Source organism: Kovacikia sp. CALU 1929 (assembly GCF_056784235.1).
Map to the genome: position 1 here is coordinate 252,939 of NZ_JBXBCF010000049.1, position 22,937 is coordinate 275,875.

The 22,937-nt window shown below is 47.7% G+C and carries 17 protein-coding genes; 5 read left to right on the plus strand and 12 right to left on the minus strand.

What is annotated here, in order from left to right; genetic code table 11:
- Positions 1-429 precede the first annotated feature (429 nt).
- Positions 430-1,302 (minus strand): CHRD domain-containing protein, encoded by an 873-nt coding sequence (locus AC1S52_RS04885; protein WP_482027920.1) that lies wholly within the window; start codon positions 1,300-1,302, stop codon positions 430-432.
- A gap of 55 nt (positions 1,303-1,357) precedes the next feature.
- Positions 1,358-2,131: a hypothetical protein gene (locus AC1S52_RS04890; protein ID WP_482027921.1), complete on the minus strand. Its 774-nt coding sequence runs from the start codon at positions 2,129-2,131 to the stop codon at positions 1,358-1,360.
- Positions 2,132-2,863: 732 nt separating this feature from the next.
- On the opposite strand from AC1S52_RS04890, the gene AC1S52_RS04895 reads away from it, so the two are divergent.
- From AC1S52_RS04895 to AC1S52_RS04905, 3 genes are all read left to right on the plus strand, one after another.
- A complete protein-coding gene (locus AC1S52_RS04895) occupies positions 2,864-3,418 on the plus strand; it encodes a hypothetical protein (RefSeq protein WP_482027922.1) in 555 nt (184 codons plus the stop codon).
- Positions 3,419-4,033: 615 nt separating this feature from the next.
- Positions 4,034-5,863 (plus strand): group II intron reverse transcriptase/maturase, encoded by a 1,830-nt coding sequence (gene ltrA / locus AC1S52_RS04900; protein ID WP_482027923.1) that lies wholly within the window; start codon positions 4,034-4,036, stop codon positions 5,861-5,863.
- An 8-nt stretch (positions 5,864-5,871) separates the two neighbouring features.
- Positions 5,872-7,254 (plus strand): type IV secretory system conjugative DNA transfer family protein, encoded by a 1,383-nt coding sequence (locus tag AC1S52_RS04905; protein ID WP_482027924.1) that lies wholly within the window; start codon positions 5,872-5,874, stop codon positions 7,252-7,254.
- A gap of 94 nt (positions 7,255-7,348) precedes the next feature.
- Here the strand turns inward: AC1S52_RS04905 and AC1S52_RS04910 are convergent, their stop codons facing one another.
- From AC1S52_RS04910 to AC1S52_RS04935, 6 genes are all read right to left on the minus strand, one after another.
- Positions 7,349-7,618: a hypothetical protein gene (locus AC1S52_RS04910; protein WP_482027925.1), complete on the minus strand. Its 270-nt coding sequence runs from the start codon at positions 7,616-7,618 to the stop codon at positions 7,349-7,351.
- A 23-nt stretch (positions 7,619-7,641) separates the two neighbouring features.
- On the minus strand, positions 7,642-8,304 hold the full coding sequence (locus tag AC1S52_RS04915) for a hypothetical protein (RefSeq protein WP_482027926.1): 663 nt from the start codon (positions 8,302-8,304) through the stop codon (positions 7,642-7,644).
- Positions 8,305-8,368: 64 nt separating this feature from the next.
- Positions 8,369-9,208, minus strand: coding sequence for a recombinase RecA (recA, locus tag AC1S52_RS04920; protein WP_482027927.1), 840 nt, complete (start codon positions 9,206-9,208; stop codon positions 8,369-8,371).
- Positions 9,209-9,381: 173 nt separating this feature from the next.
- Entirely contained in the window at positions 9,382-10,338 is a 957-nt protein-coding gene (locus AC1S52_RS04925) for a hypothetical protein (protein WP_482027928.1), read from the minus strand.
- An 87-nt stretch (positions 10,339-10,425) separates the two neighbouring features.
- Complete coding sequence (locus tag AC1S52_RS04930; RefSeq protein ID WP_482027929.1) at positions 10,426-12,435, minus strand: hypothetical protein; 2,010 nt, start codon at positions 12,433-12,435, stop codon at positions 10,426-10,428.
- A 99-nt stretch (positions 12,436-12,534) separates the two neighbouring features.
- On the minus strand, positions 12,535-15,219 hold the full coding sequence (locus tag AC1S52_RS04935; RefSeq protein WP_482027930.1) for a DEAD/DEAH box helicase: 2,685 nt from the start codon (positions 15,217-15,219) through the stop codon (positions 12,535-12,537).
- Here AC1S52_RS04935 and AC1S52_RS04940 point away from each other — a divergent pair.
- Both AC1S52_RS04940 and AC1S52_RS04945 read left to right on the plus strand, forming a co-directional pair.
- Positions 15,210-15,791 (plus strand): hypothetical protein, encoded by a 582-nt coding sequence (locus AC1S52_RS04940; protein WP_482027931.1) that lies wholly within the window; start codon positions 15,210-15,212, stop codon positions 15,789-15,791. The two genes, AC1S52_RS04935 and AC1S52_RS04940, sit on opposite strands and share 10 nt — an antisense overlap.
- A 141-nt stretch (positions 15,792-15,932) precedes the next feature.
- A complete protein-coding gene (locus AC1S52_RS04945; protein ID WP_482027932.1) occupies positions 15,933-16,913 on the plus strand; it encodes an NAD(P)-dependent alcohol dehydrogenase in 981 nt (326 codons plus the stop codon).
- Between the two features lie 134 nt (positions 16,914-17,047).
- On the opposite strand, the gene holA is transcribed toward AC1S52_RS04945, so the two are convergent.
- The 4 genes from holA to AC1S52_RS04965 form a co-directional block, all read right to left on the minus strand.
- Positions 17,048-18,016 carry a DNA polymerase III subunit delta gene (gene holA / locus AC1S52_RS04950; RefSeq protein ID WP_482027933.1) on the minus strand — a complete coding sequence of 323 codons (969 nt, stop codon included), beginning with the start codon at positions 18,014-18,016 and terminating at the stop codon, positions 17,048-17,050.
- A gap of 1 nt (position 18,017) precedes the next feature.
- A complete protein-coding gene (dnaX, locus tag AC1S52_RS04955) occupies positions 18,018-19,370 on the minus strand; it encodes a DNA polymerase III subunit gamma/tau (protein WP_482027934.1) in 1,353 nt (450 codons plus the stop codon).
- A gap of 83 nt (positions 19,371-19,453) precedes the next feature.
- A complete protein-coding gene (locus tag AC1S52_RS04960) occupies positions 19,454-21,106 on the minus strand; it encodes a DNA polymerase III subunit beta (protein WP_482027935.1) in 1,653 nt (550 codons plus the stop codon).
- A gap of 60 nt (positions 21,107-21,166) precedes the next feature.
- A complete protein-coding gene (locus AC1S52_RS04965) occupies positions 21,167-22,678 on the minus strand; it encodes an ATP-dependent DNA helicase (RefSeq protein ID WP_482027936.1) in 1,512 nt (503 codons plus the stop codon).
- Positions 22,679-22,937: the final 259 nt, after the last annotated feature.

Here is a 22,937-nt window from a genome sequence, read left to right on the forward strand (position 1 = left end):
ATGCAACCAGTTGCAACAAATCCGAACCACGGCTGCCTTTAGCAGGGTTCATTTCAGCCTATGCTTTGCTGGGTGATTCGATAATCTTCCTTTGGAGTTCCTATATCAAGATTGTAGTTCCCTCGCCGGTTGGATTTTTGATAAGCTTTCTGGTTTGTGAAAGTGCTAATGGTAATCTTATCGTTCACTTGAGAAGCCTTTATAGCAAAAATTTCTACTGATCTTGCTTATCTTGCCTACTTACCTAGTGACTTAGCTACTTAACGCCTTATTACAAATTTGTCCAATTTTTAAGAGGCAAATTCTGTAATAAAACTGCGATCGCGAAACCGCGATCGCAGCAAGTATTTGGAGGAGAACAATTATGAACGATGAATACTAAAGCTTGAAAGTCTGGGATGCTCGATAAAAGGTTGCTACAGGTGAAGATTATACAAACTCCACAACGTTCTGGTTGAGATTTACCCGGTTTTCTCCAGTTGGAAATCCAGCCTTGCCATCGCCATCAACATCAAGGTTAGAGTGAACGTTGACGTACAGGTTCCCTGCCAACAAAGCAGCTTGTTCTTCTGGATTCAACTCAAATTCACTGGAAATGGTACCGGACTTGCCGTCTTCGTTAACGGTATTGTCAAAGAAACGAACAGCGGTTGCGTCAGCAAAGTCTCCGCGATCGTCACCAGCAGGGCTAAAGTGTAGGTGCGTCCCCGTTAGTGGATTGCCCTCAACATCTTCAGGGACTTCTAGAAATCCTTGAACCAGTGCATCTGGATCTGACCCATTTAAGATCTCAGCCTTGGGATCGATTTCGGTTTCTCCCTGACTGAAAAGTGGTGCCCCATCAAAATCCTTAAATTCTCCATCTACTTTGAGTGTTCCATCCTTTAAATTAAGGTTCAGTTCTGTAGAACCTTGACTGTCATTGGGAAAAGGAAACTCTTCTGCACCGCTGTTGGCATTTGCAGTATTGAATTGGAAGCTACCTTCACCCGGAAAGATGAAGTCGTTTCCAGCGTCACCAACCATTACATCTTGTCCGTTAGAACCGTTATGCTGTTTGAAGCCTCCCTCACTGGTGGATGGAGTACTTTTTGATTCGGGGGAAGCATGGTTGTGTGAACCGTCTCCGCTGCCGAATACCTGGTTCAGTGCATTATCCACTTCGGACTCCTGAATGGAGGAACCTTGGGAGCCGTTGATGGATGTAGAGTTCGATTTGAGGGAATCACCGCCAATATCGGCTACCGATTGATCGTGTTGCTGATCTTGGAATCCAGAGCCGTGATTTGGATCGAGTGCCATATCTTCATGTCCTCTTCTTTGCAAAAGTTTTCTTTGAGTCTTACAAATGTGATTGCTATGCTGTTGTCGATGCAGGTTGGTTGGTTGCAGCAATTAGCTCACTCTCCAAGTTGTCTAGCTCTTTCAAGTCAACGGTGGTGAAGTTCTGTTCAGAAATATCACCTGCATTGACAAAGGTCAGAGCCGCAAGGAGGTGTTCGGTGGTTTTGTCAAGGATTACAGTGTTGTTGTCAGAATCGAGTGGTTGATCAAGTCCACCGTTGTCAGGGTTCGTACCTTGTCCAAAGATAATGTCTTCGATTGACAATCCGTTCAGACCAAATTTGTCTTGAGTCGAGTCGAAATCAAATACTCGGTTGGTCGCCTCTTTACCCAGGATGATCAGATCTTCTCCTGTTCCAGTGGTAATGGTGTTGAAGGCACCAGCGGTGTCCCCCCGAATGATGTCGCTGCCACCCGCTCCTATTACGGTGTTTGTGCCGCCGCCACCATCAAGCAGGTCTCCATTCTCTCCCAACCGTTCTTTTAAGTTGTTCTCCTGCTGAACTCCAGCAGGGTCAAGCGTCTTTGGTGCGTCTAGCTTATCCGGTGAAAGATGAAGTTCTTCGCTAGTCTGACTGATAGAGTTCGTACCGCGATCGCCTGCGCTATCTTTATCACCTGCAAACGCATTGCCCAACGCCGCATCGACTTCAGACTCCTGAATCGATGCTCCTTGTGAGGTGTGGCTAGAGGAATTTGAGTGAGAACTGTCGGAAGATATGTCTCCGAATGATTGGTTTTGAGACAGGGAATTCCCAATCTCCTGTCCATGATCGAGCACAGCCATAGCTGATGTCTCCTTTCTGTAGTAAAGGTCAGATACGAACTGAATGTTCGCTTGTTTGTTGAACTAAGGGTGTTGTAATGGGGTGAGCGGCTTAACTCGATGAAGTATCAATATCCGGTAATGAACTGAGTCAAACGTTCCGGTGAATACTTGTATTGAGTTTTCTTAAAGCCTGAACAGGAAATAAGCGAAGAGTTTTGGTAAGTAGAACAGTTTATGGGAGTTGGATAGGCATCAAACTCTCTTGTATGTTGATACTTGATTCCAACTAAAACTGTGATACCAACTTGCTTACCTTGTTTGTCCTCACCTTAATCAATGATTTTTAGAAATACTTCTAACAAAAGGTAGAAATGGTCATACGAATTGAGATATTAATCAGCAATAGAAAACAGCTCATGATTTCCGTTCAAGGAATTGAGGACTAAAATGGAAGTAATGCGTTGACCAGGTTACCGTAATGCGTTAATGACATGCGTTGCAGTGTTTGGCGATCTTGTCTAATAGTGAGACTTCTCCTTAGAAATAGACAGACGCTCGATCTCTGCGTTTACGGTGAGATGGAGTCTGTGCAGCCGTTTTTCTGTTGTTAATAGCTGTTGACTGACGGTGGTGCCACTGTCAGGCTGTCAATCTGTTATGAAAATGGTCGGGTATACCATGTCAGAGTCATTTCAATCTAGTACGTTGTTTCGTTCAGTAGAACCAGCTCCGATGCTTGCTAAGGTGAGTGTGGGATCAGATCTTTTCAAGGCGTTGCAACAGTACAACAATCCAACTGGATATGCAATGGTTGGTGTGTTGTTGTTTCTGTTATTCTTGTCCCGTCTTTTAGGTCCGAGTAAGAGTAAAACCACCACCGGGCGAATGACTGGTGGGGCTGAAAAGCTTTCTGCAACGTATGAAGCGCTACGACAAATAAAGTTGATCAAAAACTTGCAAGCTTACAACCAGCAGGAAGATCAACTGAAAGCACAGATGCAAGAAAAACAACCCATACCTGAACTACCACCGCGCCCCCGACATAACCAGGTAACGGTGTGGTGTGGTACGCCGAAGTGGTGGGGGAATGGACGATTGCGAGGATTGGGTGCGGTGATACAAACAATGCTGGGGCAAATGCCTACTACCTTTGTTCCAGATGCTCAACGAAGTATTTTAGCATTAGGTATTCCCAACTCAGGTAAGACATTCAGTACAATCGACCGAATTGCTGAAAGTATGATGGTACAGGGTTTGCCGATACTCATTTACGATAAGAAGGGCGAAGTGCGATTCGTTGGCTAGAAACCAATCCTGAAAAGGATTTGGGGGATTAGCCGCAAGGATAGAACCTTGACAACTTGATAGCCATGTCGGTGAGCCGATAAATTTCCCTGACCGGAGCCACACGGTCGCTAAATAACAGATCATGGCATCCGGCAAGTCCGACCCCGCAGGTGCAGCGGTGAAAGCACGACCCCCACGGTAGAGACTGGACATCAATCCGTGAAGCGGGGCGAAAGACGGTAATCAGGCAACCTAGCCCGAAATCCCGTTAGCAGGAACCCATGAGTAGCAAAAGCGAAGATGTGATTGAACCATCGTTATCTTGAACCAGCGAAATTAGGTTGACTACGCTGGAGCCAAAAGGCAAAGGATATGGAGCTGGCACGTGTCGCCATGACCAGCAAGCACTTCCGATAAACCCGGTGGAGAGCATCACTCTAAAGGTTCGATTAATGGCTATCAGGAACGAAGTAACCCCTGTTTATCTCTCAGAAGGTCGAATATCTGAGCAGGTTCCAACCGCATGATGGGCAGGGGCAGGATTGAGTCAGAAGCGAATGCCTGGGGTAATGCCCAGGATATGCTGACGGACTCACGATGATTTGGAATGAATAGTCCCAAGTAGCAGTCAATATGTCTAAAACGAGTTTCAAGACTACGGTGGAATGGCAATCGATCAACTGGCGGAAGCTGGAGCGTCGAGTGTTTAAGCTGCAAAAGAGAATATTCAGAGCCTCACAGCGTGGTGATGTCAGAGCAGTTCGCAGACTCCAGAAAACGCTGATGAAGTCCTGGTCAGCAAAGTGCTTGGCTGTGCGTCGAGTTACTCAAGACAATCAGGGGAAAAAGACAGCCGGGGTAGACGGGGTAAAAGCCCTCACACCCTTGCAAAGAGTTTCTCTGATCTCCCAGCTTAAGCTGGATACAAAGGCAGCGCCAACGAGACGGGTTTGGATTCCTAAACCTGGAACCGAGGAAAAACGACCTTTGGGAATACCGACGATCAAAGACCGAGCCTTGCAAGCGTTGGTCAAACTGGCGCTAGAACCAGAATGGGAAGCTCGATTTGAAGAAAATTCATACGGGTTTCGACCAGGACGCTCATGTCATGATGCGGTCGAGGCAATCTTTAACGCAATTCGCTATAAAGCCAAATATGTGCTGGACGCAGATATTGCGAAATGTTTTGACCAAATCGACCATGAGGCTCTTCTTGACAAGCTGAACACATCCCCAACTATCCGCCGCCAAGTCAAGGCATGGCTCAAAGCGGGGGTGATGGACAGCAAAACCCTGTTCCCCACAGAAGCAGGTACACCGCAAGGTGGCATCCTGTCGCCTTTACTGGCAAATGTGGCGTTACATGGTATGGAAAATCGGATCAAAGAAGTCTTTCCAAGGCTAGTAGATAGCTCAAGGGAAACTTGGTTTCATAAAAAGGGTGAGTATTTCAACCCTCCAATCTTAATCCGATACGCCGATGACTTCGTGATTCTCCACGAAAATCTAGCGGTCGTCCAAAAATGTCAGGAAATCATTGCCGACTGGCTCAAGGACATGGGTTTGACACTGAAACCAAGCAAAACTCGTTTAGCTCACACGCTAAATGAGCATGGCGATGAACAACCGGGGTTTGATTTCCTCGGCTTTAACATCAGACAATTTTCCGTTGGTCAACATCAAACAGGAAAGAACACAGTAGGTAAGCCGCTTGGTTTTAAGACAATCATCACCCCAAGCAAAGCGAAGCAGAAGGAACACTATGAGGCAATTGCAGAAATCATCGAAGCTCATAAAGGCGTAAGCCAAGCAACGTTGATTAAGCTGCTGAATCCTATTATCTCAGGCTGGTCAAACTACTATTCAACAGTGGTTAGCAAAGAAGCCTTTTCACACCAGGATTACCTCATCTACCAGAAGCTAGTAGCTTGGGCGAACCACCGCCACGCCGATAAATCCTGGGAATGGATCTCACGGAAATATTGGCAAACAATTGGCGGGGATCAATGGGTATTCGCCACGCAACCAGGGGATAAAGATCCTCAAATACTGCGTAAACACAACGCCGCTCCTATCGTCCGACACGTAAAAGTAAAAGACGATGCGAGTCCATTCAATGGCGACCTGATCTACTGGAGTACAAGAATGGGTAAACACCCAGATGCCCCACACAGAGTATCAAAACTCTTGAAATGGCAAAAAGGGAAATGCACCCACTGTGGACTGTTCTTTAGGGACGGAGACGTGATGGAAATCGACCACAAAATCCCCCGCGTAAAAGGCGGTAAGGATGAGTATCGAAATCTCCAGCTACTTCACCGTCATTGTCACGATGTTAAAACAGCCCTCGATAGAGCGGTTGGTGGTGTGCATGACAAGCACCAAGTCATTGAGGAGCCGGATGCTTCGAAAGGAGCACGTCCGGTTCTGAAGCCGAGTACAAACGGTGACGTTTGTGCTTAGGCAACCAAATGAAATTAATGGCACCGATGGCAGCTCGTTACGGCTACAAGGTGCATGTGTTTGCTCCAGGAGAACCGTTCAGCGGCACGATTAACCTGTTGGACTTTGTTAAAAGCCCGTTAGATGCAGTGATGGCGGGGGAAATTGCGGCGGTCATTAATCAGGTTAATTTGAGTAATGGGAAAGGCGATCAGTTCTTTAAGAATTCAGGCGATCAATTAGCACGGGCACTGTTGCAGTTGGTGAAAGCTGGTAAACCAGAATTTGCTGATATGGCGACGGTCTACGCGCTTTTGCAGCTACCAGATTTCGTTAAGCGTTTGGATCATGCCGTGCGAGAGGGTAAAATTTCAACCTGGGTTGCTGCTAGCTTTCAGCAATTCTTGGCGACCAAAGAGGCTGAAAAAACCATTTCAGGCATCATGTCAACAGCGAGTTTGCTATTCTCGTCGTTTATCAATGCGGCGCTATTGCAGTCGTTCTTGGGTAAATCAACGATTCCGAAGCGGATTGAAGGCAAGCAAATTATTATTTTTAAGTTAGACGATGAACGGCGATCGGTGATTGGTCCTCTGCTGGCAGCGACAATCCATATGTATATCGTGGCGAATCTTTCTACCCCAAGACGCGACCCTATTGGGATTCTGTTGGATGAACTTCCTTCGCTAGGGAAACTGCCCAAACTGACACAGCAACTGAATGAATATCGCTCTAATGGAGCGATGTTTGTCATGGGAGTGCAGTCGCTAGAGCAACTGTATGACATCTACGGTGAGAACAACGGGTCAGCGATCGCAGCTGCGGCAGCAACTCACTTCCTGTTCAACACGAACAACAACAAAACGGCAGAAGCTTACTCCAAGCGGTTTGGGGAAAAAGAGGTTGTCATTCGGAATAAATCTGTGAGTCGGTCGGTTGGGGGGCCGCATCCTACCCGGTCAACTAGCTGGAATGAATCAGTTCAAAAAGTCCCCTTGTTTACGGTTGACCAGTTATTGCGCTTGAGCGTGGGACACTGTGTTTTGGTAAACCCTGGTTATCGATCAGGGGGTGAGGGGTCATTGCCGTTTCGCCTAAAAATTTCAATTCCCAAACGAGATGAGAAGTTTGCGAAAGAGTGTACTGAATTGTGGGATACACAGGTCGTTCACAATTTGCAAAAGCGAGTTGTGATCATGTCAGAGGATGAACTAACTCACCAAATTGAGTTGCGGAAGGAGTGGGCAAATGAGTTGTTGCCCCTGCCTGTGGAGGCGGGTGAAGAGCCGCAGAGAGGATCTGTCCCAAAACAGGCACAGACCCCAAATGCATTGAATCATCTTTCAAGAGATGGCAAGCAGGTAGCAGCCCCTACACTGCGGAGTGTCCATCGCTCCACCCAGATCAGTTAGAGATGAATTAGAAGTGGCGGTGAGATGAGTGGAAGATTGCGGGACTCTTTAAAGTTGCGGCGACTGGGAGTAATTTTGAACCATGTTTGGGTTTTTAGCTGTTAGAGGAAACTGTGTCCAATCCAATTTGAATTAAGCGGCTCCAAGTGTTGTCATTGACTTGATTCATAGCCCGTAGACACTGTTGAAATTGCTGGAATTGCTCCAGGGAACTGCGATAGCCGGGATTGAGTCCGGTAGTTTGACAGAAATGGTCAAAGTCCAGGTTCCAAAATAGTGCTGTTAGTGCGTTGCGGTACTGCTGAAATTGATGTTCTGGGTTGGAGGTAGTTGAACTGAGAGATTGGGAAGTAGAAGCTGTCATAGCTAGTTCTTACAAAGTTTAGTTTAAATGGCGATTTCTTCGATTTCATCGAGTGACTCGATACCCAAGGCTTTGAGTTGTTCCAGAACAGAGCGGGGTTTGGATGGGGAGGGATCTCGTTGAGTGTCTGTGCCGTTAAGGGTGTCGATTAGCCAGGATTGGGTTTGGTTATATAGCCCTAGACTCCAAGCGTGGCGCTGCACTTGAGGTAGGGCTTCCGGGTGTAAAGCAATAACGGTCAGGTGAATAAGTTCGGGTGGGCACTGAAAGTATTGGGTTGCTGCCCAGAGCTTTACATAGTCACGCCAGGTCAGTTTTGGGCTACGAACCCCCCACTCGAATAGTTTGGGGTTGCCTCTGTGGAATCCAAGGTTGATTGCAACTTCGATGGTGATGTGAGTTCCTCCAACATCGAGGGGGACTGCCAGGGGAGTATGTAAGCGAATGGGATGACTGGGGTGTAGCAGTTTGGGAACTGTGGTGAGCAGCTCATGCACCAAATTAGCCAGAAGCGGGTCAGATTTTAGGAGTGGTTCCACGGGGAGCTGCATCTGAAGTTGACGAATGACCAGATGCAGATGCTCGTTTGTGGATGGAGGGATCGGTGTACGTCCCTCAATTGGAGAAATTGTGGCGATCGGTTTGAATGCTGGTAGATTTTGCAGGCGTGCTAATGAAATGCTCATGCAGGATCAGAAGTGAAATTCTGACCTGCGCGCCAGTTGGCGCGACCCTTACAGCCATAAAATCTTAAGCTGCTTTAGATCGATCGGTATCCGCAAATCCTTTGTCAAAATGTAGGTCAATTTCCGCCGTTCGGAATGGAGGTGCGATTTTATTCTTAATAACTTTCGCTCTGATCCGAATACCCAATTCATTCATATCTCGCCTGAGCGTTTGAATCCTCCGCGTGTCGATGCGGATAGATGCATAGTATTTAAGGGCATTTCCACCACAGGTAACCTCTGGGTTGCCATACACAACGCCTGACTTGATCCGCAGTTGGTTAAGAAAGATGATTGTGCAGTTGGGATGAATAACGTTCATGAGGCGACGTAGCGCTTTGCTCATGAGATATGCAATTGGAGGTGATGGAAAATCTCCCATTTCAGCATCTAGTTCTGCTTGAGGCACAAGGGCAGCGACGGAGTCAATCACGATCAGATTAATGGCGCGGGAAGCAACCAATTGTTCTGCAATAGACAATGCATCCTCGCCAGATTCAGGAGATGAAACAAGCAGTTGATCGGTGTTGACTCCAATCGTTCTGGCATAGGTAGGATCTAATGCATTTTCCATATCAATTAAGACAGCAGTGCCTCCTCCCTTCTGAACTTCAGCGATGGCATGTAAGGAGAGACTTGATTTGCCGCTGCTTTCAGGACCTGAAATCTCAACAATGCGTCCTTTGGGATAGCCACCTCCCAAAGCACAGTCAAGGGCGAGGGAACCGCTAGGAAAGGTTTCCACAATCATTTCGGAATTGTCCCCCAACCGCATGATGCTTCCTTCACCGAGTTGATGGTTGAGATGGCGAATAACCAGGTCAAGCTCTGAATGGGTTGGTTTTCGAGTGATGGTAAGAGTCATAGGTTGTTTAAGGGGTGTCAACAACAGCGAACTGCTAGCCTGGACGGGCTGATGGTTTCGTGGAAGTACGTGAAATCGTTTGGCTGACAGCTTTAGATTATTGGAACGAAAAACTTTGAGTACGCTCTAGTAAATGGTTTCGAGCAATGAAGCGCTTAGTTCTATCAAAGCTTTTATTGAATTGGCACCACCTGCATTCCCCGACAACGAAGAAATCGGTAGGCATCTCTCCCACTTGTAAAGGTGCTGACGGGGAGTTGATAGCCATTTGCGTAGACATTGGCACGTGAGATTAGGAGCTTGACAGGATAGAGATTTCCCTGGTGCTGTACAGCGTAGCGACGAGGCTGCTGTTGTTCTGGAACATCCTGCCAGTTTTCGATCGCCATAATTAGATGTTCGTACTTGATGTTGTTTGGAAAAGTTCCTTTGTAGGGAATGCTGTAAATGCCTATGTTAGGTAATTTGGAGGATTTTAGGGTGATCTCATTATTTTCAAACAAGTCAAGCTGTTCTTCTAAATGAGAGTCTCCTGCTCGATAGCGTAAATACAGTTCAAGCCGCACGCGATCGCGTCCATGCTTTGCCATTAGCCAGGAATTGCTATCTACGCTAGTCACGCCCAGTTTATGCATGGTCCAAATGCGGCGTGCGCTGACTCGCCCAACGTGAACGGGCCTACCTAAAGCTATGAACTCCTTTAGCAAAGGATAGCGCCAATTATCGGAGCCACCAATAAAGATTACCTGAGCTTCAGGGGGAACATCTTTGGGTTCCATCGGATCTTGGGCAGCAAATGCCAGTGGAATGCCATAGTCTTTCAACCGAGGCTCCCACTGGTACCACTCCTCTAAAGTGGCTTGAGCATTGCCCCAGATGTCAGGTACAACCACCCATAAGGGTTTTTGCTTCAAAGTTAGTGAGTATTCAATGTGATTGATGAAGCTAGTTTTGCTCCAGATACGTCCTTTAGATAGGTCAGCATACCTGCGGTTATCCAACACATAGGGAATCCAGGGGTAGCAGGTAATGCGGCGGCCGGGAGACCATAAATGTCCAATCAGCCCTGGTACCCTACCTGCCCAATAGTGAATGTATCCCGAAGCGTTATTTCCCGGCATCAGCATCATATGGCTTACCTCCGGTTAATAGGTGAGTTGGGGAATAGCTGGGCGGCTACTATTGGCAAAACAAGCACTGCGGAAGCAGTCTTGTTGTTAAATAGTGAGCTGTTCAGTATGTGCTGCTGTCCATGCTTTATGCCAACCGCTGCGATGTTTTTCGACAGGTACAGCAGGACACAACACAATCAAGTCTTGAACAGTGTGAGTAACGGTTACAGCTTTTTCTCGCTTGACCGTTTCAGTTGTATAGTCTCTGTACTCGATCCATCCGCGTGTCATGCCGTCACAGGTATCACAGGCAAGATAGGCGTTGTGGCTGCGACAAACGTCTTCAAACTGTTCCTGCATAGTCTGGCGATCGCCTGTGGCAAGAATTTGAGTACGGCGATAGGGAGTACCGCCTGTGAGCCGCTGAACCCGATAAATGCTCCATTGTAAGGCTTCCAAGCGAGCTTGAAAATTCATCAGCGCTTCCCAGTTACCATCTGCCATGTTCATCTCAATTAGCCCACGGCTACCCGGAAACAGAGTCTGTTTGCTGTTGAGAATCCGAGCAATGAATTCCATGACCATCGGCAGCCCTGATTCAATTGGCATATTGCGGTGTTTCTCCAGAACTTCTTCATCGGTTCCGCAGATGCCAGCAAAACAGCACACAGAACAGGCTGATCGCATATGCGGTTCGCCACAGGTTTCCCGATTTTCTTGCTCCAGTTGGCTTCGAGTAATTCCTTCCTCAATTAATGGGTACACATCAATTCGGTAAACCTTGGGTTTAACGGGTTGTTTTCGCTCCCCACGTTTCTTTGCGATCGCAAATTCAGCGCGATCGCGACGGTATTTTTCATCAGCATTGAAGAAGATGCAGACAACAACGTAGGGAGGTAACGGTACCGCTTTATTAGGATCATGAACGTTAAATTCCAGCTTAACCTTATCTTTCCCACTCCCAACCTTTCGCCACTCGGTCGGTTCACTGGCAATTTCTAGATGCAGTAATTCTTCGTTAGAGAGGGTGATTTGATCGAATACCCGATTGCTGCTGATTGTGGTCAACGATGCCTCATCTACCCACGTATTGCAAGTCACTTGCTTCGCCTTAGCAGAGCACTTACCTCTGCCTTCACCAGAACGGGCTTGAGGAACCACACCGCCTTGTAGAAGGTCTTTGCCAAGGCTATGTTCACGATGAACGGTTACTTTATCCTCGATCGCTTGTTTAGCGCATTCTTGTTTGTACTGATTGGAGCAAACCCGTCCATCAGCAGCAAACTGAGGCAATCCACCTACACTAAGCAAGTTTTGTCCGAGTGACCAGGTTCTAGGCGCAACAATATCTTCAACGACCGCTTCATTGTTGTTAGCTTTAAATTTTTCGGAACATTCACGTCTGGTATTGCGAAACTGAGGAAGTGTGCCATTCAGCAAGTAGTATTCGTTGATGCTTACTTGTTGAAGAATTTGATGAATGGATGATGCTTGTCCAATAGAATTAGAAACAGATTGCTGGGATGAAAGAGCTGGATAGTCTGCTGGCAGACGACAAACGTGATGACGATGGGATCGCCGAACGTGAAAGGTATTGTTTGTAGATAACCTGGTAGGAAGATAATCCAAGTCCATGTATGAATCAACCGGACCAAAATTCTCCGGTCTGTAATCCAAATTCCAAATTGCATCTGGATTCCATAGTGGATGGAGTGGGGAGGAGAGCGATTCTACATCATATGGGATGTTCTCGCTCATGGGGGATAAGGGTGGAGTGCTGCGCCCGTACAACCAGAGTTTTCGAGGACTGCGACTATCATCGAGAACGGTATATCGGTCTCTAACGGCTGGACCTGCTTTGATAATCTGAATGAGTCGGATGTTTTCCTTAGCCAGGTACGGCATCAGAAATAATTCATTCAAATAGCCTGTGTAGCTCCATTCAAGACCTGTTTGGGATGTGAGGATGACCAACCTTTCAAGTGGAAATTCATGTTGTTTTAAGCGCTTGATTAACCGTTGAATCCCATTAAAAGAATCATGCCCCATTCCCCACATGGCAACGATTGAGATCTTCATTTCAATCAGGATCTCGATCAGAGTGTTTAGTTGCATGGTTAGTTAGCTGAGGAAGTTTGGAATGATAAGGATTAGATGGACTTTCTAGAGACCTGCCAATCAGTGGTTATAAGATGGGGCGATCGCTCCGATGAGTTATTCGTTAGACGCACGGGTGATAGCGTCTAAGAGTGACAGTCCCAGGGGCTTGAACAGTCCCATGTTCCCGTCTGGACAGCCATGTTGAATTAAGCAGTTGCCGCAGCCAGTTGAACAGGGACAAGTTCGAGCAACTTCTGCTGCTTTGGCGGCTAATTCGGGAAGGCGAGAGAACAAACTTTCCACTGCACCGCTTTCGGGCAAGCAATTGTAGAAGATGCCTTGAAACGTTTCGGTTTGCGAGCGAGTGACTTGAAAGTTGGCATCATGGGTGTCTGCTCTTACAACCAACGGTAGAACTTTGAGGAGTTGGTGCCCTGCGGTATGGAGTGCCAGGTATTCTGCCCTGAATTCCCAAAGCGTTTGATAACCAGAAGGAATTAGACTATCCTCAGACTGAATCTGAGTTTTGAGTTGTCTGACATAATTTTGCAGATAGTTCCGAACAGATTCGGTCAGGGTTAGTTGCACGATCGGGGTTGTGATCTCAACTTTGGTTGGAGTCTCAAACATAAATTGAGAAACGTGCTGCACAATATCAGCCGCTCGAACTGGTTTGTTACAGCTAGGGCAACGTCGCTGAGTAGGAAGCGCTTCCTTGTACTGTAGGCACTTCCTGTTAAGGCAGGTTCGCTCATATCGGCGCACATTGAGGTCGTAACCGGTGATCAGATGTCGGATGTCTGCCCAAGCTAACTCTAATGTCAAACCAGTTGGATGGCGGATGTGAGTTGTTTCAGGAATGGGTAGCTCTGTCTGGGCTGCGGATACCTCTGTTTCATTAGTTGGGAACTGTAGCGGCAAAAATTTGGGGGCTGCAACGGGACTGTGAACATTGAGTTCACTGCGAGTAGTTGCCACTGTAAACGCGAGTGTATCTGGAATTAGTTTGAGACGGGCTTGTTTGGCTTCTAAATCAAGAGCCAACGACTGATATGTAATCATTTGCCCATCTGCGTTTTGGGAACGGTAGATAGCTCCCGGATAAACTTCTCGCTGAGCAATATCTTCCGTCATCTGCTCTAGTTCATCCCCATCCTCATCCACTAGCTGAATGGTTGTCTGACTCAAACTTCCCCGGAAATTGATCTCACGATGAGGAAACCCTCTTGTCCACAATGCCCCAGCGCGGTTTTTCTGTAGGTGCCCCTGCTGCATCAATTCCTGTGCAATGAGAATGGCTTCTTTGCCGAAGTAATAGCGGATTTGTGAGGATGGAATGCCAGATTCGACAGCGGCACACATGAGATGTTTGGCAAGCAGAATTACTGAAACCTGAAAGGAAATATCCTCAGCAGGTCCATTGGTGAGAAGTTCAGGGTGGTTCGCGAAGTAGGTATCGAGAACGTTTCCGGCAATGGGTAAGAAAATGGCAAGTCCGGCGTTGCGTCTTCCACAACGTCCGATTTGTTGCCGGAACGATTGAATCGAACCGGGCCAACCGCGAACAATGCAGCAGTCCAACTCAGCAATGTCGATTCCGGCTTCCAGGGCATCCGTGCTTAGAATCCAGCGTGTAGCCCTGGTCTTAACTTGTTGAAGGACATCTGCTTTCTGCTTGGGCTTGAGAGCAGAGTAAAAGGTTGCTATCTGATTGCCAACAGGTCCACGCCCTTGCCGTAAAGACTCTAAGTTGATCAGGTTGTAGAGTGTTTTAATAGAGGCAATGCTTGTACAAAATACAATGCCACTCTTGCCTTCTCGCAACAGGTGATGAACCAGCTTTGCGCTCTCAGCGTTAACATTATGGCTAGGTCTGAGAACAAGCAGTTGCTTTTCAGCTATAGCCGCTCCACTTTTTTGAATCCAGGTGAGGCGATCGGGAGATTGTTTGTATCGAATTCGCCCGGTCAACCTGCGGGCATGAATGCGTGGATTGCCTGAGGTAGCAGACAGCGTAATGAATTGCAGCCTTTCTGAGGGTGGTGTTCCGTCATCATCGGGTAGACCGTATTTATCGACAGCCAGTTTGATCCGTTGAATCAGAAGCGACACATTAGCCCCAAATATCCCTTTACAGGTGTGGGCTTCATCAATCAAAACGTAGCGTAGTTGGCTGAAAAACGTTTGCCAGTGCTCTGACCCCCAGGCTGCCCGCAGTTGATAGTGAATAAATTCTGGAGTGACTCCCAAGATGTGCGGCTCGGTTGCCAAAATTTCTTTACGCTCTTCAGTCGAAGTATCGCCAGTCAGTTTGGCAAAACGGGGACGGCGTTTTTGAGGGATGGTGGATAGCAAGTCAGCGATCGCTTCAGATTGATCTCCTGCCAAAGCTTTCAGATTGTAGAACGCTAGGCAACGATAGTTATGCTTCATGCATCCTTTGAGAATTCCGAGGTAGGCTGCGTATGTTTTGCCGCTGGCGGTTGTGGTGGTGATGGTAACATCCCGCCCTTTGGAAATTGCCTGGTATGCTTTAGCCTGGTGGGAATAAAGCTGTTCAATCCCTTTTGCTTTCAGAGCTTGAGTTAGATGAGTCGGTAGTGAGGTCGGCAGGGATGCAAATTCAGGTTCCTGAGCAGGGATGGTTTGCTGGTATATCAATTGTTCAGTCAGCAGTTCTACCAGGTCTTCTACAGGGATTTCTGAATCGGCAGATGGTTCTTGAGCGGCTGTTGGCGGCGCGTAAAACCGATGCAGAAGGGCGGTATAGTTCGGAGAGTTTGTTGAGGGTGGGGTCATGGTCATGTTCGGAATTAGGACAGCAGAACCTACTCCAGTCGCTGCTGGGGCAAAATCAGCGCGAAGCAAACGGCTGTTCCTCTCGCGGTAGCGAGAACGTTCAGAAAAGTTGGATTTTGACGGACTCCATTGAACCCGTTTTGCAACGATCGCATCCGGACGGGCAGTATGCGATCGGGCAGGATTGCGGCATTTATTGGCGAGAGACTGAACCGCCGGAGCGAGGGGCAGAGGCACCTGATTGGTTTTATGTGCCGAATGTTCCTCCTCTTTTAGGAAGTCAGATCCGGCGTTCCTATGTTCTCTGGCGGGAATATATCACACTCGCCATTGCTCTGGAATTTGCATCTGGGGATGGAAGTGAAGAACGCGATCGCTATGTGATTGCCCCGATGCAGGTGGAGTTGGGAGTTTGGCGTGGCGTTTACCAGAACCATCCGGAGCAGTCCTGGCTGCGCTGGTGGGATTTGGCAGACAATCTTTTGCTGACGGGGTGGGAACAGGCAAACCGGGTGACAGAGCAACTAGAACAGGAAACGCTAAAACGACAACAATTGACGGAGCAATTATGATCTTTAACACCTGAGCAGTTGGCGGTTTTGGGAATTGACTCAACGCTGTTAGGGTAGCATCCACTTAAATGGGTTGTTAGGTTTCGCAAACTCATCAAAGGTTGTGGCAAACTACACTAAAGCTGTCTTTGAGGAGAATTCATGAAAGCGATCGTATGTACAGAGTATGGATCTCCTGATGTTATGCAGCTTAAGGAGGTAGAGAAACCTACTCCCAAAGAGAACGAGGTGCTAATTAAAATATATGCGACAACAGTAACCTCAGCAGATATACGTATCCGAAAAGCTGACCCATTCCCGATAAGATTTTTCTACGGTTTCACAAGACCTGAAAACAACACGATACTAGGGTCGGAGCTAGCCGGAGAAATTGAAGCAGTTGGTAAAAATGTAAAACAATTCAAAGCAGGTGACACAGTATTTGCTGGTGCAGGAATCAGTCTTGGTGCCAATGCCGAGTACATTTGTTTGCCGCAGGAAGGAGCGGTTGCGATCAAGCCTATTAATATGACCTATGAGGAAGCTGCTACCATTCCTTTTGGGGCAACAACCTCATTGATTTTCCTGAGAGATAAGGGAAAGATTCAGAGCGGACAGGAAGTTTTGATCTACGGAGCTTCTGGAGCGTTAGGTATGGCTGCTGTGCAGCTTGCCAAGTTCTTTGGGGCACAAGTGACTGGGGTATGTAGCACAGCGAAGTTGGAATTGGTGAAGTCTCTGGGGGCTGACAATGTTATTGACTACACCAAAGGGGATTTTACTCAAAGCGGTAAGACCTACGATATTATTTTTGACACAAGTGGCAAAAGTCCATTTTCAGGTTGTCTAAGCTCACTGAAGCACAATGGAGTTTATCTTAGGGCGGTTCACATCAATCTATCCCCGATCCTCCGAGGGCTGTGGACTTCAATCACAAGCAGCAAGAAAGTAATCAGTGTGACTGCGATCGAGCGTAAAGAAGATTTGATTTTCCTCAAAGAGTTAATTGAGGCGGGGAGGATGAAGTCGGTCATAGACAGGCATTATCCGTTGGAACAGACTGCCGAGGCTCACAGGTATGTCGAACAAGGACACAAGAAGGGAAGTGTAGTCATCACTGTGGAGCAAAACAACAAAACCTAAAATCGCGCTGCACCGGAACGTTCTAATATGGTCTGTTGATTTGCAAAACTTGTCTGCGTCCGGTGAGCGCGAACGTTCACAGCAGATTGGTGGAGTAGGTAGAGGCTACCGATTCGACAGCAGCCTTAGATTGCTTAACGACGGGATCTAAAACGTTGGGTAATGCTAATCAGTACGGGCAGCATTGCGGCGGGGCGTAGTCCCTGTTTGAGGGAAAGGTCAAGCTCAAATAGGAGCGTCAGTGCTTGAGTGAGTGCTTTGACTGAAGCATCTGCCACTTCTTGCCGTAAATAATAAACCCGTCCGGGATTGCCAACTCCACACACTTGAGCAATTTGCTGATTATTTTCAATCCCTTGGGCGATCGCGCACTTTACCCAAAGCCAGGTCCGGAACTGAGTGATTAACGTGGCAGTGATCACAATCGGATACTCCGCCTGGTCAAGCAATGCCTGAAGCAGGGTGGCGACACGGGTACTATTCCCCTGTCTGATCGCTTCCGCCAACTGCAATGCACTCTGAGTTTGGCAGGGAATTAGGGACTCACATTCTGTTTGGCTGAGTGGATTGCCATCGCCATAAAGCTTGAGTTTGGTGAGTTCCTGATAGGCACGCATGGTGTTGTTGCCAATTGCCTGCCCTAGATAGGTCAACTGGGCTGAGTTGAGTTGAAGTCCCAGTTCTCTCGCTTGAGTTTCAATTGATTGGGCGATCGCATCGGTTTTCCAGGGTTCAAGCAGACGAAGCTCTTGTAACTTGCCATATTTGGTGAGTAGCTTGGCGAGTTTAAGGCGTTTGTCGATCGTGGATGCTGTAAACACCAGGGTGGTTGTATTGGGAATGTGGGCGATCGCGGTCAGTTGTTCCAGTTGCTTTTCACCGAACTGCTGCACATTTGTGAACTGACAGTTTTCCACCACAATGATTTTCTGCCGGTCTCCCAGGGGCGGAGTTCGTGCAGCCGCTAAAGCGTCAGTCAGGTTTGCCGGAGGAAAGGTGTGGTAGTTGAAGTCACGCCAGGTCGCATTGAGCTTCTGTTTGAAGGACTTTAGCTGTTGCTGGATGGCGTAGCGATCGTCACCAACAAGTGTTAGGACAGGCATTCTATGCCTCCTGAATTGTCACTGTAACTGGAGCCGGAGCACCGATTACTTTTGCAATCAGACTGCCCAGTTTTTCGGCTTTCGCTTCCATCTGGGTGCGACTCCTGCGGCTAACTTTTAACACTGCCTGGGTAGAACTGACTTCGACTAACGTTGCTTGATCCAGAAGTGGTTGAGACTCTGGTTTCGCTTTACCTTTGACCTGTAGCCAAACTTCTCCCGGGTTGATGCTTTGATGAGTCGAAGTTGGCTGGGGTTCTGGAACAGCAAATCCGGCAATCAGGTTCATGAGTGAGACTTCCAGCCACAATCGTGGATTATTGGTACGTCCAAGCTGCCCTTCTCGTTTGTATAGGTGATCGAGGTCTTGAGTAAGCCGTTCGACACTCCAAACATCTGCAATCTTCTTCAACTTTGCGGGTTCAACAGGGCTGGTGAGCAGTGCGGCTGGAGCATTGGTTGTTTTGAGCAGAAGCAGATCTCGATAGGTTTGGAGGAGTCCGTTGAGAATTAGATGCGGTTCTTTGCCGTTGTCTAGCAAGGATTGGCTGCTGGTGAGTAGAGTGATGATATCCTTTTGGGCGATCGCCTTAATCAGCGTCACTAATTCGCGGCTGGTAATTCCACCCATCATCTGCAAAATATCCTCAGCAGTGGCTTCTTGTTCACTTAAGGACGCTTTACCAAGAGTTTGCAAGGCATCTCGCATTCCACCGTCGCAAATGCGAGCGATCGCGCGAATGGCATCGCTGGTGATGGCAATAGCTTCTTGATCAGCAATGTGTTTCAGGTGATTGCAGACTGTATCGATCGCCAGTGAACGAAATGTGAGGGTAAGACAGCGACTGACGATCGTGGGTAGAATTTTGTGTGGATCGGTGGTGCATAGGATAAACACGACATGACTGGGCGGCTCTTCAAAGGTCTTGAGGAGGGCATTTTGCGCCTCACGGGTCAGCATCTGGGCTTCGTCAAGGATTACGACTCGGTAAGCTCCTTTGACGGGTGTAATTTGGATGCGCTGAATGAGTTCACGGGCATCGTCAACCCCACCATGCGATGCAGCATCCATTTCGGTAACATCCAGACTCATGCTGGACTCAATGGATCGACAGGACTCACATTTGCCACAGGGATTGAGAGTCGGGCGATCGCTCAGGCAGTTAATTGACTTTGCAAAGATCCGAGCCGTGCTGGTTTTTCCGGTTCCTTTGGGTCCGATTAGCAGAATGGCAGGCGGAATGCGGTTTTGCTTCACAGCATTGCTAAGGGTTATTTGAACATCAGGCTGCCCTACCAGGGATTCTAGGGTTTGTGGGCGGTATTTCAGATGTAGAGGTAGCGTAGTGGGCATGATGATTGCGATCGTCTAGAGATGACAAAAGGGTGGTTGCACTTAATTGAGGAATGCAACTGAAGCGGGAGACGGTTAGGGTGCTATGCAGCTTCTTGTTGAATCTGCGCCAACTTATCCTTATCGAACTGGGGAAGCAGGAAGTAGACTGCATCCATTTCCAGCTCTGGTACTTCCACATCGCCTGCGGATTGGATTTTGGCAGGAGTGTAGGGTTTATCAAGCGTCAACCGCAGTGCCGAGGACATCAGTGCTTTGACAGCCGTTGTCAGATATTTGACGTTGAATTGGACTTCCGTGCCATCCAATTCTTTGGGAATTTCAGCAGACATGGTTTGGATTCCTTTGCCAAAATCTTGCTCCAGCGATAGCTGAATGTGCTGTTTCTTGGCATGAAATTGAATTACAACCCCGTTAACCTTTCTATCAGCCAGCACTTCGAGCCGTTCTAGGCGATCGAGTAGTTCAGCTTTGTCCAGGGTGACAGTGTGGCGGAACTGATACTGCTTCAGAAGTGCAGGACAGTCAGGATAGCCGCCATCAAAGCATTGGGTGATGAACCGTTTGCAAATACCATCGTGTTCAACCTCGAACAGTGCCCGTTTGGTTTTGCGATCGTAGGCGTATTTGAATGAGGTATCGGGTTCAACTTTCTCCAAAGTCTTGCTCAATTCCCCAAGCATTCTAGCGGGAATGATACTTTCGGTTTGCTGATCTGCTGGGGAAGAGGTACTTCGGCGTTTCTTGCCAATACCGTTGGTTTTCACCTTAACCATTGCGACCTGGTGCCCATCTGTGGCATTGCAGTGTAGTTGGGATTGAGTGTGGTTCAGTGTCCACTGTACAGTCGTTAAAATTTGCTTTGTTTCTTCCGTGCTGGATGCAAATAAAACGCTACCCAGTCCTGCATGAACCACTTTGGCAGGCAGTGAGGTAGGCTTTGTTGTGATGCGATCAACTTCTGGAAACTCTGCTGGATCTAAACCGCGAATTTCGGTTCTGCCGTCGTGGTCATCCTGAATGTAGGCAATGTAGGCGATCGCCGGAGCTTCTGTGCTTTCAGATAGTGTTTCTGGTTGTTTAGCCGTTTTAGTCTTGGCTGATTTTTTACCTGCTTGGGATTTGGTAGCGTTTGGTGGTTTAGAAGTTATGGAAATGAGTTCTTGAATTTCGGATGTTAGATGGATGGTGTCCTTTTTGGGGCACATCCGCACTACATCATTCAGTACCTCTGCGGGCAAGGTGATTTTGCCACCGGCTTCGATGACTGCCTCAAATGAAGCTGAGACCGTTGTTGTCATATCTGAAACCGTCAGCGTCACCTGCTGTGCATCCCGATCAGCGTAAATCAAAACATTATTCAGAATCGCGTGGATTGCCTTCCTGGGTAGGTTGGGCTTGAGGAAGCCCATTGCATTTGCAAACACTTCCTGACCACAACTCAAACGAATTGGGGTACTGGGTTCTGGAGGGATGACTGAGTCAGTTTTCTCAGTTTCGTCAATGGTTTCGGTTCGTGCTGTTTCCCGCTCATCGAACTCGTTGGGTTCAGTACTCAAATCTGTTTCGATTTCCAGGTCAGAGAGATCTTCATCCTCATCTTCAATCAGATCTAGATCATCGGCTTCTGCCTGATTCTCTAAAGGTTGAGAGTTAGTAGAGTTTGATTTCTGTTTTCGGTTGGAAGAAAGCTTTGCAGTTTTCCCTTTGGGAGGTTTGGTTAAGGTTGTCGTCATGGTTGCTTGTTAGACATCAATGGTGCGTTTTGCTGCGGTAGCAGCATGAATTGGCTAATTTCAGAGTTTATGTTGCAGGTTCCGCCTTTGTTGCCGTCTGGTGGGGTTGCTCCAGACGATCAGGGCACGATGCCGCGCTCTACTAGCGGCTACATAAAACAGACGATTCATCTCCAGCACGTTTTCAGGAGTGCGATCGCCCATCCGTGCATAAATATCATTCCCATCAATACCAACCTCATTGAACGTTGACCCCTGAGCGTTATGTACGGTTAGCGCGAAACAGGGACGAACATTCGCAAAGGTTTCTAAGTGTTGATAGTATCTTCGCCAAAGGTAGGGATTGCGTTTGGCTGCGCTAAGTAGTTGGTCAGTTTGGTGATTAAACCGTTGCTGTTCCGATTCATGCAGGACATAGATTTGCTTGGCAGGTCCGGTTTTTGCCTGGACAACTAACCGCCAAACATTGTGACCGCTATAGAAATCAGAACAAATTTCTTTGACAACAAACTCCGAAGACGTGGGAAACAGGGTGATTTTATGATCTGGAGCGTAGATGGGTTCGCGGGCAATCAGTCGTTCTCCGGGCATAAATTGAGGGGCATCATCCCCGTAGAGTCGTCGGCGAATTTCGTTGTTGTACCAATCTACCTGATGGTTTGTCCAACATAAAATCCTGAAGCTGTTTGGATTGTTGGTGAAGTGTTTAGCAATCTTTTGGTAAGCATAGTTGATTAAAGTCTGTTCATTCACCAGAACAGTTCCATTACGCTTGTCCTGTGAATGATGAGCGTAGGGTTTGAATGGGCGGAGCGGTACTCGTTTCTTCTTGCTAGGCATGTGGCGACGGATAGCGGTGATGAATTCCAGTAACGGGCTTCCTTTTCCTTGGCGAACCACCTGGGTAAGAACGACCTTGTTGCGAACGTTGAAAGCTAGCGATCTCGTTTCATTCACCGGGTTGAGCTGCCCCGGATCTCCCATGAGAATAATGTAAGGAGGATGAGTCGAGGTCAGCGTATAATATGCACCGGCTACAACCCATTGGATGTGGGCGTAAAGCTGTTTGTCAATCATGGAAGCTTCATCGACAAAGACAACATCGAACGAGTCCAGGAAGTCAGTTTCCTTACGTTTTAGGATCTTTTGATTTCCCTTGCGTACAAGCGCCAGACCCAGGAGGGAGTGAATCGTCATAAACGTAATGCCAGTAATGCCTTGCTCTAAAGCGATTTCTTGCAGTTGCTCAACGGCTTTGTTTGTGGAACCTGTCATAGCCACACGGTATCTCAAGCTTAGAAGCTGGCGAACGAATTGAAAGGTGAGGGTTGATTTGCCAGTTCCCGCATATCCAAAGATGCCAAAGGGTTCAATTGGATGGGGATTTGCGATGAAGCGATCGAGTTTTCTAAGTGCCCGATTCTGATCCTCCGTGAGGGTCAATTTGGGGAGAGGTACGTGTGTGTGGAGGGTGGCAATCATTTGCTGCTGTGGCTGGATAAAGAATTGACAACTCAGTCGCGCTGCGGATGTTGAGTTCTTGAAGGACTGCTTGGATTTGAGTGGTGGCATCAGCAGGCGTTCCCTGGTATGAGTACTGTAGAACGATGGACAAGTTAAAAATTAGCCAGATCTCCTGCTACGTTCTGCCCCAAAATGTCTTGATCGAGTGCCTGTCACAGCATCAGGGCATCATTTGTGCCAGAAACCCTATTAAAGTAGAGGTAGAGCTACTCATCCTCTTGTTGCAAAGTTGTCAGAGCATTTTGGATGAGTGATAGTGCGTCTTCGTCAGAAACAGGTACGAGTCGATAAATTCGAGTATTTTGGG

Bases quoted from the DNA above. Each gene is read 5' to 3' on its own strand.
- AC1S52_RS04885 (WP_482027920.1), bottom strand. From the start codon at position 1,302: ATGGCACTCGATCCAAATCACGGCTCTGGATTCCAAGATCAGCAACAC.
- AC1S52_RS04890 (WP_482027921.1), bottom strand. From the start codon at position 2,131: ATGGCTGTGCTCGATCATGGACAGGAGATTGGGAATTCCCTGTCTCAA.
- ltrA (WP_482027923.1), top strand. From the start codon at position 4,034: ATGTCTAAAACGAGTTTCAAGACTACGGTGGAATGGCAATCGATCAAC.
- AC1S52_RS04905 (WP_482027924.1), top strand. From the start codon at position 5,872: ATGAAATTAATGGCACCGATGGCAGCTCGTTACGGCTACAAGGTGCAT.
- AC1S52_RS04910 (WP_482027925.1), bottom strand. From the start codon at position 7,618: ATGACAGCTTCTACTTCCCAATCTCTCAGTTCAACTACCTCCAACCCA.
- AC1S52_RS04915 (WP_482027926.1), bottom strand. From the start codon at position 8,304: ATGAGCATTTCATTAGCACGCCTGCAAAATCTACCAGCATTCAAACCG.
- recA (WP_482027927.1), bottom strand. From the start codon at position 9,208: ATGACTCTTACCATCACTCGAAAACCAACCCATTCAGAGCTTGACCTG.
- AC1S52_RS04925 (WP_482027928.1), bottom strand. From the start codon at position 10,338: ATGATGCTGATGCCGGGAAATAACGCTTCGGGATACATTCACTATTGG.
- AC1S52_RS04930 (WP_482027929.1), bottom strand. From the start codon at position 12,435: ATGCAACTAAACACTCTGATCGAGATCCTGATTGAAATGAAGATCTCA.
- AC1S52_RS04935 (WP_482027930.1), bottom strand. From the start codon at position 15,219: ATGACCCCACCCTCAACAAACTCTCCGAACTATACCGCCCTTCTGCAT.
- AC1S52_RS04945 (WP_482027932.1), top strand. From the start codon at position 15,933: ATGAAAGCGATCGTATGTACAGAGTATGGATCTCCTGATGTTATGCAG.
- holA (WP_482027933.1), bottom strand. From the start codon at position 18,016: ATGCCTGTCCTAACACTTGTTGGTGACGATCGCTACGCCATCCAGCAA.
- dnaX (WP_482027934.1), bottom strand. From the start codon at position 19,370: ATGCCCACTACGCTACCTCTACATCTGAAATACCGCCCACAAACCCTA.
- AC1S52_RS04960 (WP_482027935.1), bottom strand. From the start codon at position 21,106: ATGACGACAACCTTAACCAAACCTCCCAAAGGGAAAACTGCAAAGCTT.
- AC1S52_RS04965 (WP_482027936.1), bottom strand. From the start codon at position 22,678: ATGCCACCACTCAAATCCAAGCAGTCCTTCAAGAACTCAACATCCGCA.